General features: G+C 39.6%; 21 protein-coding genes. All 21 read left to right on the top strand.

Translation table 11 applies throughout. The features are described from left to right. A partial coding sequence (locus JI65_RS10835) for a hypothetical protein (RefSeq protein ID WP_207106097.1) occupies window positions 1–458 on the top strand: 458 nt, incomplete at its 5' end. After that, window positions 455–865, top strand: coding sequence for a hypothetical protein (locus JI65_RS10830; protein WP_191016361.1), 411 nt, complete (start codon window positions 455–457; stop codon window positions 863–865). The genes JI65_RS10835 and JI65_RS10830, both read left to right, overlap by 4 nt. Then, window positions 862–1,359 (top strand): hypothetical protein, encoded by a 498-nt coding sequence (locus JI65_RS10825; protein WP_191016358.1) that lies wholly within the window; start codon window positions 862–864, stop codon window positions 1,357–1,359. The genes JI65_RS10830 and JI65_RS10825 overlap by 4 nt, the downstream gene beginning before the upstream one ends. A 436-nt stretch (window positions 1,360–1,795) precedes the next feature. Continuing rightward, entirely contained in the window at window positions 1,796–2,095 is a 300-nt protein-coding gene (locus JI65_RS10820) for a hypothetical protein (protein ID WP_191016356.1), read from the top strand. 69 nt (window positions 2,096–2,164) lie between these two features. Further along, window positions 2,165–3,274: a Fic family protein gene (locus JI65_RS10815; RefSeq protein WP_191016354.1), complete on the top strand. Its 1,110-nt coding sequence runs from the start codon at window positions 2,165–2,167 to the stop codon at window positions 3,272–3,274. Then, the gene (locus tag JI65_RS10810) at window positions 3,271–4,251 is read left to right on the top strand and encodes a DUF5071 domain-containing protein (RefSeq protein WP_191016351.1); all 981 of its coding nucleotides are present in this window, start codon (window positions 3,271–3,273) and stop codon (window positions 4,249–4,251) included. The genes JI65_RS10815 and JI65_RS10810 overlap by 4 nt, the downstream gene beginning before the upstream one ends. After that, window positions 4,248–4,571: a hypothetical protein gene (locus JI65_RS10805; RefSeq protein WP_191016349.1), complete on the top strand. Its 324-nt coding sequence runs from the start codon at window positions 4,248–4,250 to the stop codon at window positions 4,569–4,571. The genes JI65_RS10810 and JI65_RS10805 overlap by 4 nt, the downstream gene beginning before the upstream one ends. Window positions 4,572–4,783: 212 nt before the next feature. Beyond that, entirely contained in the window at window positions 4,784–5,074 is a 291-nt protein-coding gene (locus tag JI65_RS10800; RefSeq protein ID WP_191016346.1) for a hypothetical protein, read from the top strand. Window positions 5,075–5,099: 25 nt separating this feature from the next. Further along, a complete protein-coding gene (locus JI65_RS10795) occupies window positions 5,100–5,894 on the top strand; it encodes a hypothetical protein (RefSeq protein WP_191016343.1) in 795 nt (264 codons plus the stop codon). Further along, window positions 5,891–6,355 (top strand): hypothetical protein, encoded by a 465-nt coding sequence (locus tag JI65_RS10790; protein ID WP_191016341.1) that lies wholly within the window; start codon window positions 5,891–5,893, stop codon window positions 6,353–6,355. The genes JI65_RS10795 and JI65_RS10790 overlap by 4 nt, the downstream gene beginning before the upstream one ends. A gap of 60 nt (window positions 6,356–6,415) precedes the next feature. Beyond that, window positions 6,416–6,970: a hypothetical protein gene (locus tag JI65_RS10785; protein WP_191016338.1), complete on the top strand. Its 555-nt coding sequence runs from the start codon at window positions 6,416–6,418 to the stop codon at window positions 6,968–6,970. 125 nt (window positions 6,971–7,095) lie between these two features. Next, window positions 7,096–8,151, top strand: a complete 1,056-nt coding sequence (locus JI65_RS10780) for a Fic family protein (RefSeq protein WP_191016336.1) — start codon at window positions 7,096–7,098, stop codon at window positions 8,149–8,151. Continuing rightward, window positions 8,148–8,717 (top strand): hypothetical protein, encoded by a 570-nt coding sequence (locus JI65_RS10775; protein WP_191016333.1) that lies wholly within the window; start codon window positions 8,148–8,150, stop codon window positions 8,715–8,717. The genes JI65_RS10780 and JI65_RS10775 overlap by 4 nt, the downstream gene beginning before the upstream one ends. Beyond that, window positions 8,707–9,171 (top strand): hypothetical protein, encoded by a 465-nt coding sequence (locus JI65_RS10770; RefSeq protein WP_191016330.1) that lies wholly within the window; start codon window positions 8,707–8,709, stop codon window positions 9,169–9,171. The genes JI65_RS10775 and JI65_RS10770 overlap by 11 nt, the downstream gene beginning before the upstream one ends. Before the next feature lie 22 nt (window positions 9,172–9,193). Beyond that, on the top strand, window positions 9,194–9,520 hold the full coding sequence (locus JI65_RS10765; RefSeq protein WP_191016328.1) for a hypothetical protein: 327 nt from the start codon (window positions 9,194–9,196) through the stop codon (window positions 9,518–9,520). 154 nt (window positions 9,521–9,674) lie between these two features. Then, window positions 9,675–9,875 carry a bacteriocin immunity protein gene (locus JI65_RS10760; RefSeq protein ID WP_197971938.1) on the top strand — a complete coding sequence of 67 codons (201 nt, stop codon included), beginning with the start codon at window positions 9,675–9,677 and terminating at the stop codon, window positions 9,873–9,875. Window positions 9,876–10,017: 142 nt separating this feature from the next. After that, window positions 10,018–10,383: a hypothetical protein gene (locus JI65_RS10755; protein WP_191016325.1), complete on the top strand. Its 366-nt coding sequence runs from the start codon at window positions 10,018–10,020 to the stop codon at window positions 10,381–10,383. Between the two features lie 27 nt (window positions 10,384–10,410). Further along, entirely contained in the window at window positions 10,411–10,794 is a 384-nt protein-coding gene (locus tag JI65_RS10750; RefSeq protein WP_191016323.1) for a VOC family protein, read from the top strand. 30 nt (window positions 10,795–10,824) lie between these two features. After that, window positions 10,825–11,334 carry a GNAT family N-acetyltransferase gene (locus JI65_RS10745; RefSeq protein WP_191016320.1) on the top strand — a complete coding sequence of 170 codons (510 nt, stop codon included), beginning with the start codon at window positions 10,825–10,827 and terminating at the stop codon, window positions 11,332–11,334. An 8-nt stretch (window positions 11,335–11,342) separates the two neighbouring features. After that, on the top strand, window positions 11,343–11,735 hold the full coding sequence (locus tag JI65_RS10740; protein ID WP_191016317.1) for a hypothetical protein: 393 nt from the start codon (window positions 11,343–11,345) through the stop codon (window positions 11,733–11,735). A 19-nt stretch (window positions 11,736–11,754) separates the two neighbouring features. Further along, complete coding sequence (locus tag JI65_RS10735) at window positions 11,755–12,033, top strand: hypothetical protein (protein ID WP_191016314.1); 279 nt, start codon at window positions 11,755–11,757, stop codon at window positions 12,031–12,033. The last annotated feature ends 281 nt before the right edge of the window (window positions 12,034–12,314 follow it).

The following is a 12,314-nucleotide window of genomic DNA, read 5'->3' as shown; positions in this document are numbered from 1 at the left end:
GCATGACGAATGGAGGAAGAATGAAAAAACTTGCATTCGGAAAAGATTTGAACAAAATGCTGTTTTTGATTTCTGCCAGCGAGGGCGAAGACAACAGTATTCGCTTTGTTATTGCGCTTGGTACAAACGGCGAGACTGCTAACGGAGCAACACTTGTTTTTCCAGATACAAGCGAGTTTTACGAAATCATCTTTGATGATTACATTCTGCACCAAACTAGGAACGAGTCTTATGCTTCCTATGATTCGGGAGAAGTTAAAAAGGGCAGAGGGCTTGTTATTTTTGAAAAATCGCGATTGATTGACGCTTTGCCTGTTCTGACCGATTGCCGAAAATTTGAAGACGGAAGTTTTTATCCAGAAAAATGGACGCATTACGGCTTATTCTGCGTAAATCATGTTATCGATGTTATTTCGTGCAGAGAACCTGAAATCAGAAAACTAACGGAGGAAGAATGATATACGATTTTGATTTGATAAAAAGTTTTTTGAGCGATTATGACTTAGAAATTGAGGAAGATGACGGCGTGCTTTCTGTCAGGCTTTTTGACGACGTGCGCATGTATGTGTTCAACTGCCCCTCGGAGAATGATAACCGAATCACTTTTAGCGGCGACTGGCATTGCCACGACGGTTTTTATTTTGACAACAAGGACGGTTTTTGTATCGAGCTTTCGTATCTTGATTTTCTTGAGGAGTTGGTTTCTGGAAACATCATTTTCTGCCTGCAATACATCGACGGCGAGCTGAAAGACATTTATCCGTACCACATAAAATATTTTGACGAGGAAGCATTGAAATATATGAGCGAAAACGAGGAACTTCGTTTGCGAAGATTTTTTGCCAAGAAGGTGGAAAACAAATGAAAAAACTTTTTCTAATTCATACAGCCCTCTTTTTGCTTTTACTCACTTCCTGCGCAACAAACAGAATGACGATAGACGCTCGTTCCGTAATTCTTGAAACGACCAGCGCCAAAGTCGATTTTTCAAAAATCAAAATTACTGAAAAATTCGGCGAGACGCAAAATCCGTTTACGGGCAAAACATTTTTTAGGGATTATGTGGCGTACCCGTATTACAGCATCAAAAAATTTTGCTCCGCATTGGACGGAGAAATTTCAGAAATCAAAACAATTTCCAGCGGAGGACATGGTAATTCCATTGCCGTCAGAACCGAAGATTTGGAAATTGAATATTTCGGCTGGATAAAACTCAACGAGGAATTGCACGTTGGCGACAAGATTTCAAAAGGCACTTTTTTGGGAACCCTGTACGGCGGAGGAGATTGCGGTATGAAGCTGAAAATCAGGATGAAGTACAAAAACAAAGTTATAAATCCCGAAAAATGGCTTAGATAAACTCACAAAAAGGGCGGAAAAATAGAAAGAAAAATACAATTGCTATCCTGTCTATTCAAAAGTTCTGGTACTTCTCTTGCTCGGATTTCCTGCTTGGGCTTTTTTCTATTTCACTCGCGATGAAAATTTTGATGGCAGCTCGGTCTTCATTACGACAGTGTTTATTCTTATGTTCATTTTATCGCTTTTTGTTTTTTTCAGAAAAGTCGAAATTGATGGGGATAAAATTACGGTAGACATCATCGCTTTTTTTAAAAAGAAAAGTATTCTGATTTCTGAGATTAGGGATTTTCAGGTAAAAAACGAACGGGATACGAACATTTTGATACTTTCTGGGGAAGAAAAAGAAGTCAAAGCGATTTTTTGTCAAGAAAAGTTCGTGTCCCGGATGCGCGAAATTTTGCGCAGGCAGTGCGGCAACACAATCTTGCAGGATGTGGAAAATATCAAGAAAAATGGATTTTATATTGGCTCAATTTTTCGCTCAAATTTATTCAACGCCGATGGAATCACGGATTTGAAGACAAAACAGTTCTTTCCGTGGAATGAAATATCATGTAACGTTAAAGAATCAAAACATGGGAAAAAGTACCTGTTTTTTGCCGAAGAAAAAAAATTCCCGTGCAGATTACCTACAGCCATTTTTGCTTTGCCATCGAAGATTTTTTTGATGAAATGTCCGAAAAATGTAAACGCTATTAGGAGGTACAGGACTCTGCTTCTCTGCGGTAAATAAACCTTTATTCACCGCAAAAAATGCGGTGAATAAATTGCTAATCTCCGCATAATCTTTTAGAATGCGACTATGTATATCTACGAGTACGAAAATTGGCAGCATTTTACTTATGATTCTCAAAAAATCTCCGGGCTTTTGGAATGTTGCCATATTTCACAGGGAAAGCTGCTTTCAAAAATGGAGCTGTTGGGGCTTTCTCAAAAAGAAGACAAAATTCTTGAAAGTATTTCCGCTGATGTCATAAAATCCAGCGAAATAGAAGGATTCCTTCTCAATAAAGAACAAGTCCGCTCTTCAATTGCCCGCCGCTTGGGGCTAAAAAAGCAAATCGCAGTCAACACGGACAGAAATGTTGATGCAGTTGTAGAAATGATGCTCGATGCCTCGCAGAATTACCAAAATCCTCTTACAAAAGAGCGTCTTTTTGCCTGGCACGCCTGCCTATTTCCGACTGGCTACAGCGGAATGAATAAAATCGAGGTGGCGCAGTATCGGTCGGGAGCGATGCAGGTTGTTTCAGGCGCAATCGGGATGGAAAAAGTTCATTACGAAGCCCCGGCTGCCGAAAAAATCCCGGAAGAAATGCATTTTTTCTTGAACTGGCTCAACGATGAATCAAAATCAGGGGATTCGCTTGTAAACGTGGCGATTGCTCATTTGTGGTTCGTTACGCTTCATCCGTTTGAAGACGGAAACGGCCGAATCGCGCGCACGATTTCGGACATGATGCTTTGCCGGAGCGACCGAACGAATCTTCGTTTTTATAGCATGTCGAATCAGATTTCGCTCGACAAAAAAAATTACTATGATGTTCTGGAACGCACCCAGCACGGCTCGCCCGACATTACAGAGTGGCTTATCTGGTTTTTGGAGTGTCTGCAAAAAGCCCTCGATGAAAGCTGCATAGAAACAGAAAATGTCCTCAAAAAATACTCGTTCCGCAATAGGCTCTGCGGTGTTCAACTCAACCCGCGTCAGACTCTCATGCTCGAAAAACTCACCAACGGAAACTGGTTCGGTGTTCTCAATTCATCAAAGTGGGCAAAAATCGCAAAATGTTCCTCTGACACCGCCCTTCGCGACATCGCGGATTTGATAGAAAAAGGAGTGCTCGAAAAAGATCCGACCGCCGGCGGAAGAAGCACGAACTATCGGTTGCGGGAAGAAGCGGAAAAATGAAAAATCTTTACGATTCAATCACAGAACACTTTCCTGAATTCGACTTTGAAAAACGAGATTTTGCTTGGGCGGATTTCTTTACCGCAGGTGATTTTGCACAATTCATAACGCAGAAAATCAGAGAAAACGAGCCGATTGAAAAATATCTTCATTTTATAGAAGATTTGCTTTTTGAGGCGGGAAACGATGAAAACAAAAAGAACCTTGTCCAATCTGGGATTTTTAAATCGTTGCAGAACACTTGCTCTGAAGCAGAACTCTCCAAAATCGAGCAGCAGCTTTTTCCGTTGTCGCGCCAATGTTGGACAAAGATGAATTCTGATTTTGAGGAGCTTTTTAACAACTGCGAGATTTGCCTCTACAAAATGCCAGAATCCCGACCGAGCGATTTTTGCTTTTCGCTTTTTGACGGAAGCGTTTTTGTGGATTTTGCAAAAAAGGGCGGGCTGATTTATCTTTTGCGCATTTCGTTCGACGGCTTCGGCTGCTATTCAGTTCCCGGCGATTCAAATCCGCTCAGCAAAGAGCGCTCAAAATCGTTTTTGAAAATCGTGCGGGGCGGCATGAAAGACAAAACTGAGCTGCTTGGCTTAATCAAAACCGCACTCAAAATCAACCGCCCGCTTTTGGATGCGGACGAGCCACTAAAAAAATACAAGCTTCTCGACAACGCGAATTTTCATTTTATCCTGTGCCGCGACAAATTCGACGTTGCTTCAATCGAGAAAATCACGGAGCTGGAGCTTCGGACAAATTCTGAACTTTATGCGGGACTTTTGGAATGTTTTATGGATATGAACTGGCCAGTAGCAAAAGTTGCTTTGGGCAAAATGATTTTTGACGACAAAAAAGTCGTTCCGTACCTCAAAGCCGTTCTTACTTCGGGCGATGACGAATGGATTTATTTTGTAAAAGAAAACGTACTGCCGCTTATGAGCATGAAAATCAAAAGGACGCTGAAAACGGAGGAAAAATGAAAAAACTGATTTTGATTTTATCATTTTGCGTGATTTTTGCAGCGTGCCAAAAACAGATTGACTTTGACGCGCAAAAATGGCAGAAAGGCAAAAGCCGCTACCAAATGACGACTTCGCTTATAGCCAAGCTGGACGCAGAAAAGCCGAACAAAACCGAAGTTCTATCTTTGCTCGGTCGTCCTGCAGTGGAAGAGCGCGTTCTGGAAAAAGAGATTTCGTATTTTTTGAAAGCGGACGGCTTTATAAGCGGCTGGGAGCTTTGTATTTATTTTGACGACGACGGAAATTATAAATCGGCGGAAGTCAGTTATTTTGACTGATTTTCGCAAAATGTAATCCGCGAGATTGCGGGCTCACAGACGGTGGAAAAATGGACCGAAACAAAACCATCATACGGCCAAAACTGAAAAGCTTCACGAATATTTTTTATGTCCTCCTCGGAATATTTTTTCTTGTAACATTTTTTTTGCTTCTGAGAGAACATTTTTCTTCAATTTTTCTTGCGTGTGATTTGCTTTTTGGCTTCATTTTTTTGTTTGCTCCGTTAGGAAAGAAAATCACAATTTCCGGAAATCTTTTGGATTATCAAAACTGGTTTTTCTTTCATCACAAAATCGAAATTTCGGCAGAAACAAAAATCAAAATGGGCATGTGCTATCCAAAGTGGGGCGCACAAGAATTTATATGGAAGATTTCAAATCATCGCGGAAAAGAAAAAATCAAGATTCACGCCTGGTATTTTGATTACAAAAAGGTGAATGCGGAATTCGAGAAACTTGCAGGATACAAAATCGAATTTTCCCTTGCGAACATACGGTTTTAGAGATTTGGCAAAAAACTGAGGAAAAATGAAAAAGATATTTTTTGCACTGCTTTTTGTGCTTGCGCTTTCGTCGTTGTCTGCAAAGTCGCTCGTGCCGAATGTGCTGCATTTTGCAGAAGTTGTCAAAAAGAGCGAATACACCACATACGCGGACTTTGAGAGCGTTCTCAATTACGAGACAATCGACGCGCCTCACAGCGAAAAAGAGGAGTTCCACCCCGATTTCGTCGAGCTCACCAAAAAGCAAAACCTTTATTGCACACCGATTAAGCTTTACGGAGAAAAAGCCAGAACGGTGCTCGTGTTAAGTCAAAGCCAGCTCTCTGAGGAGCGGTTCGTGTTCACTTCGGATTCTGCGGGCATTTATCAATTGTTCTCGGTGGAATTTTGCAAAGAAAGCAAAGAAAATCCATTTGGCGTAATGCACACGCAAAAAGGCTCTGATAAAACGTTCGTTTACGACGGATCAACGGGACGCGTGCTTGTAGACGGCGATGAAACTTCCAGAGTCCTTGTTTATATCCCAGAAGCAAAATCGTGGTTCATGTACGATGATTCCGTCGTTTTCGTTAGGGCTGTTGTAAAGGCTCAGAAACTTGTGAGCACGTGGGCTAGAAACAGATTTGATAAGCCTGAGTTTATATTTTTCAGCGACGGAAAATGCCGAGTTAACGATATTGACTGCACATACACCGAAAAAAAGGGTGTTTTCTGCGTCATTCACCCGTATTTGTTGTCAAGCCGGCTGCATTTTCTTCAAAACGGAAAGAAACTTTACAAAGGTTTGGGATATCTGAGCGAACAAGCGGAGGTAAAATGAAGCTTGCACCTGATTTGAAAAAAGAATTTATTGCTTCTCTGCAAAGACTAGCCGAATCAATCAATGTTGTAATTGCTTCGGATTATTACGATTACAATCAGCTTTATGAAATTCATCGCACTTATATCGAATATTGCAAAGCTTTTATGCAAATTGATGAGTTTTCAGAAATTACGCTCAATACTGAAATAAAGTTCCCGAAATTGCTTTTTAAGTCAAATTGGGCGGGGAATCCAACTTTAAAAGAATACTTGCTTTTTGGAAAATATACCCAAAGAAACTATTGGTTTGAAGGAAAATGTAAAATCATGCTGAATGAAATTAGTGAAAATTTGGAATTGATAGGATTTTGCTTGAATAACGATAATCTTAGTGATTCTGATGAGTACTTAAAGACTTTGCAGGAAAAAATAACCAATCAATTGAATGCAAAACGGAAAAAGAAATTTTTCTTCTTTTAAAAACTTTGCGGTGAATCGCGTTAGCGATGAATAAATCTGTTTGTTTTCGAGGTGAGAAAAATGAAAAACAAGCGTTTTCTTTTTATATTTTTGATTCCAAATATTATGATGTTTCTGATTTTTCTTTCAGCATTCTGGATTATCAGAATATTTGATATTGTCGGGATGTTATTTAGTGTTGCATGTCTTTTTATGTGGGGTTTGCTAAATGCGGTACTTATTATTGTCCATACGGTAAAAAAAAGAAATCTCAAATATTTGTTTTTTGCTATTATTCCTGTTTTCAATTGGTGCTTAATGCTCCTGTTTTCAAAATATGCTGTTCCTGAAAGATTTGATCTTTTCTTTTCCTTTCCAACTATACAAAAAGAGCTTTCAAATCATTTGAGCGACAAGGAAGATAATGAAAATGTTCGAGTATTCGGAAAATATGTTGGTATTATCTGGGAAAAAGAGTTTTTGGACGATTACAGCGTTGTTGTATTTGATGAAGATGATAATTTTCTGGAGCTCTACAAAGCGAAAGACAATGAGCTTTTGCGCACTTTCGGTTATGATATTCGTGATGTTCTTAAAATAAAAAAATACTATTATAGAGTTAGAATTGAATCGTAAAATGGACTCACTTTTAACTTATGTCACCATCTGAAAACTCCTGCTGATAAAATCTATGTCATCTTCTTGTTATCTACCTCAAAATAATATAAAATGACATAGATAATTCTGGTTTGGGGTAGATTATGCATATTTTTGAATATGATGAGAATGCAAAAAAATTGCTGACTCCAGAAATTGTTGCTCTTTTGAGCTCTGCCTATGAGCATAAGGGAAGGCAGCAGCTTTTTGTTGAGGCAAAACAAGATGAGCTTGCAAGCTTGCTTGAAATTGCAAAAATCCAAAGTACCAAGTCTTCAAACAGAATTGAAGGAATTTTTACGACCGACAAGCGTCTTGAAGAGTTGATGAAGCAAAAAACACAGCCTAAAAACCGCAACGAGGAAGAGATTTCGGGTTACAGAGATGTTCTGAACACGATTCATGAAAACTATGATTTTATCTCGCCTTCATCAAATATTATCAAGCAGCTGCACCGTGATTTGTATTCATACAACAAAAGTTCTGGTTATGGCGGAAAATATAAAACAAGCGACAACATCATTGCAGAGACGGACAGTTTTGGTAATCAAAAAATGAGATTCAAGCCAGTTCCCGCCTTTGAGACCGAAGAAGCCATGCGTCAGATGTGCGAGGCTTTTATTGCGGCTTGGAACGAAAATAAAACTGAAAAACTACTTTTGATTCCAATGTTCATTCTTGATTTTTTGTGTGTTCATCCGTTTGAGGACGGAAACGGGCGAATGAGCAGACTTTTATCCCTGCTTTTGTTTTATCGTGCAGGTTTTATTGTGGGAAAATATATCAGCATCGAACTTCTGATTGAGCAGACAAAAGGAACATATTACGAAGTTCTGCAGGATTGTTCTGCTAACTGGCATGAAAGCAAAAATCTTTATATTCCGTTCGTAAAATATTACCTCGGACTTTTGATAAAAGCCTCTAATGAGTTTGAGAGTCGCGTCAAATACCTTTCATCAGAAAAAATCTCAAAGCCAGAGCGGGTAAAACGCCTGATTCAGAACACGGTCGGCAAAATCAACAAGAAACAGATTCTGGAAAAATGCCCTGACATCAGCACAAAAACCGTCGAGCGTGCATTGGCGGATTTGGTAAAATCCGGTCTTATTGAAAAAGTAGGCTCCGGTCCTGCGACAAGTTATGTATGGGTGGAAAAATGAAAAAGATATTTTTAATCGCAATGTTGCTTTCGGTGTTCTTTGTATCCTTTTTGTCTGCAAAGTCGCTAGTGCCGAACGTGCTGCATTTTGCAGAAGTTGTCAAAAACAGCGAGTACAAAACATACGCGGACTTTGAGAGCGTTCTCAATTACAACACAATCGACGCGGCTCAGAGCGAAAAAGAGGAGTTCCATCCCGATTTCGTCGAGCTCACCAAAAAGCAAAACCTTTATTGCACGCCGATTCACCTTGACGGCATAAAAGACAAAATGCTTTCGATGATGAGCCTTGAAGGAAGCGGTGGCTTTGCGTATTTTCGCATTTTCCGCTTTGACAAAAAGGCGAAGAAGTGGACAATTTATTTTTCGGCGAGCGGCGCAAAAGGCGAGTGTGGCATGGTCTTTCCCGTGCAGAACAAAAAAGAGACGTTGTTCCTTGAAATCGAGCGCGACTTTGACACAAAGCGCCTTTCTTCATACAACCTGCTTTCCTTCAGCGCAAAAGAAAAAGCGTGGAAAAAAAATCGCCTCTGCGCATTCCCGCTACAGCTACGATTTGACAGATGAGCAACAGCAATGGATTAGCGCTGAGAGAATCGAGCAAATGGCAGCGTTCGATTATTCGTTTTTGGGCATCTCTGGCGACCACGTGCAAAAAATCGAGCGCGAAATCGAAGACAAAAAAATCGTTGCAGAACTTTACTGGACTTCCGTTGCACGCCTTCCGTCGAATTACACGATAAAAATCTTCAAAAGGGCGCGGGAAGTTTTCAAAACAAGCGGAAAATCTTTTGAAGACGAAAAAGAACTTTTTGCGCTTCGGGGCGTCCAGTGGGGATTCGACATCGTTGAAAAAGACGGAAAGCCGTATCTTGTTTTTATCGGAATGGGTAATTCTGGCGAAAGCAGTGTCAGCACAATAGAAGATTTTTGGCTCACCGCGCTTGATTTGCGCTCTCTTGAAGTCGTTCACCACAGTTTTGTAAAATCAAAAATCTCATTTGAGCAAGAATATTTTTGAGAAAAAAAATTGAGGAATAAAAATGCTGAAAAATTACGCAAAATGCTTCGGAATCATCGTTTTGACACATTCGCTCTTCTTTTTGTTTTGGTTCATCACCACCAAGAAGGACGAAAGCATCGTCCGCACCTACATCTCGTTACTTGAAATGGCTGCCGACATCTTTCTCCCGCCGATTTTGCTCGTCTTTTTTGTTTCTCAAAAAACTGAAAGGCCAAAGCACAAAAAGTACAAAAAAAATCTTCATTGCAGAAACTGCCGTTTGTCTGTTCCTTGCGTTTTTGGGCTCATTCTTGGATTATTTCAATTGGGGATTTTTTACAAAACGCTTTTTTACGCCCGACTTTGAAACAAGATTGATTTTCGAATTAATCTTGTTCGTAAATCTCCTTTCTGTTCTTGGTCAAGGCGTTGTGTTTCAGCTCGTCCTCATCTTCAATAAGTCCAAAAACAAACCAAAATGACCGATTGCAGACAGTTCAACGGCTTAAAAAAGGGTAGAAATGATGAGCAGGAAAGAGTTAATTGAGTTAGTGTCTAAAATAATGAACTGTGAAGGTTCTGAATCTGAAATTGACAAGATGATTGAAGTGCTGAAGGAAAATGTTATGAATCCTGAGGTGATAAATTTGATATATTATGAAGAAAACACTCCAGAAGAGGTTGTTGATAAGGCTTTGGCGTATAAACCGATTATACTCTGATGCTTATATCAAAAAACGTGAATCGCGTTAGCGACGAACAAATCCGTTTGTTTTTGAGGTGAGAAAAAAATGAAAAAAATGAAAAAAATAGCTAAAAATCCTGTCGCTATCGTTTCTATTGTTGATATTCGCTCCACTTTGCATGTTTTCGCTGTACTTTAAGTTTTTTACGTTCAGCATGTGGCACGATGACGAGCCGAGTGGAATTTGCTATTACCTGTCAGACGCGGTGGCAGAACCGACTTTCTCGCTCTTTACAGAAAATGTCATCCCGAATATTCCCTACGAATACTACTTTAAACGCTTTTCAAAGAATCCCGCCGCAAAATGCATCTGGTACGATGAAATGGATTTGCCGCCGTTTTACACATATTTTACAAGTTTCGGCTGGCTCATTCAAACACTGCTTCTTGGACTGAATATACATGCTCTTTGCCTAACGTGCAAAAAGACTCGCATTTACGATTCAACAGAAAAATTTTCCGAACCGTGTGCCATGCCGAATTAGAATTTAGATTTACTTTCGGAGGAAAAAATGAAAATCGAACACGTTGCGCTTTATGTTTGCGATTTGGAAAAAGCAAAGAATTTTTTCGTTCAGTATTTAGGCGCAAAGGCGAATGACGGCTATTTCAATCAAAAGACTGGATTCCGCTCATATTTTTTGACTTTTGATTCTGGCGCTCGCCTTGAGATTATGACACGCCCAGAAGTCGTGGACAGCAAAAAAGAGCCGTTCCGCACGGGCTGGGCGCATTTGGCGTTCAGTCTTGGAAGCGCGTCGGCTGTGGACAAGTTGACGGAAAAACTTTCGCGTGCGGGATTTTGTGTTCAAAGCGGGCCTCGAACCACGGGCGACGGATATTACGAGAGCGCAATTGTCGCGATAGAGCAAAATATTATTGAACTGACGGTTTGAAAATAAAAAATCAGAGTTTTGGAGCGTAAAATGATATTAAAAACTGAACGACTATTTTTACGCGAGATGACGCTTGAAGATGTTGATGCGCTATCGCTTGTTTTGAGCGACCCGGAATCTATGCGTTTTTATCCGCATCCTTTTTCGCGTAAGGAAGTTGAAAACTGGATTAAGTGGAATCTTGATAATTATCAGAAATACGGATTTGGACTTTGGGCAGTCTGCCTAAAAGAAAGCAAGGAAATGATTGGCGACTGCGGAATTACCATGCAGCAAGTGGAATCTGAGTTTTTCCCTGAAGTCGGCTATCACTTGCGCAAAGAGTTTCGAGGCAAGGGATATGCAACAGAGGCAGCAAAGGCCTGTGCAGAATTCGCAAAAGCGCGCGGCATAAAAAAAATAATTTCTTATATGAAGTCTGACAATCTTCCGAGCCGGCATGTGGCAGAACGCAACGGAATGAAGTTTGCAAAAGCCTTTACAAAGACAGTTATGGGAAAGCTTGTGGAAGACGAAGTGCTTTATATGAAGGATTTGTGAGGAAAAATATGGAAATAATAATTTTTGTTTTTTTAATCTGCTGTTTGGAAATATTTTTTATCTATAAAGATGCTTTAAATCTTTATGAATTCAAGAAATTGCACCCAACTATAAATGAAACTCTAAAATATTTTGGTGTCGGTTTTTTACGCATCATACTTTTTTTTCTCGTCGTAAGTCTGGCTTCATTTTTGCTCAATCTTATTCCTTTTTCGTATTATTGGTTCGGAAGAAACGATGCGTTGATAGCAGCTCTAAAGCCGAACATAAAGCCTCGTCTGGAATTTTATCGATTTATTCCTTACTTTTTCTTTCCTATATCTGGTATTCTTATGGCAGTCATAAAACTCCTAAAAAAAAAGAATTGCATTTTCCATCGTATTTCTTATATCTGTTTTTAGTGGACTCGTTCTGTTTGCAATGGTTCTTTTTGATTATGAATACAAATACTACAGGAATCCGTTGGCAGACACAAAAGTTTCAGCAACATTCAAGCCGTTAAACGTTCCTCTATTGAAGGAAGGGCTAACAAAAGAAGAAGTTCTTGAGCTGTTGGGCGAACCAATCTCAAAAAATGAAAAATCCTTTCTGTACACAGGTGAAGATGGAAGAGGCTGGTATACCTTTCTTTGGCTAACAGTGGATTTTGAGAATGACGTTGCTGTAAAAATAATAAAAGAATGGCGTTATGAGGATTAGTTTCACAACACAATTCCGATTCTTCTCGCTCTTAAGTTTTCATGCAAAACGACAATTAAAATTGTTTTAAATAATGAAAATTGACTTTGCAACATTGCGATAATATAATATTTGTTAACTTACTATTTTGTTATAAAAGAAAACTGCCAATGGGCAGGTAGGTGAATTGTGCCTACGTCAAAATTATACTAATTTTCGCATTCTTCATATTGCATCGTATCGTATTGAGACTTCTTTTTTAACTGGGAATACGGCAATTTTTTTTAATCAGGAGGCACTAA

The sequence above is a fragment of the Treponema zioleckii genome, assembly GCF_014737315.1.
Lineage (GTDB): Bacteria > Spirochaetota > Spirochaetia > Treponematales > Treponemataceae > Treponema_D > Treponema_D zioleckii.
The sequence above is the reverse complement of the archived record's forward strand: the minus strand, read 5'-3'. Positions and strand labels throughout refer to the sequence as shown.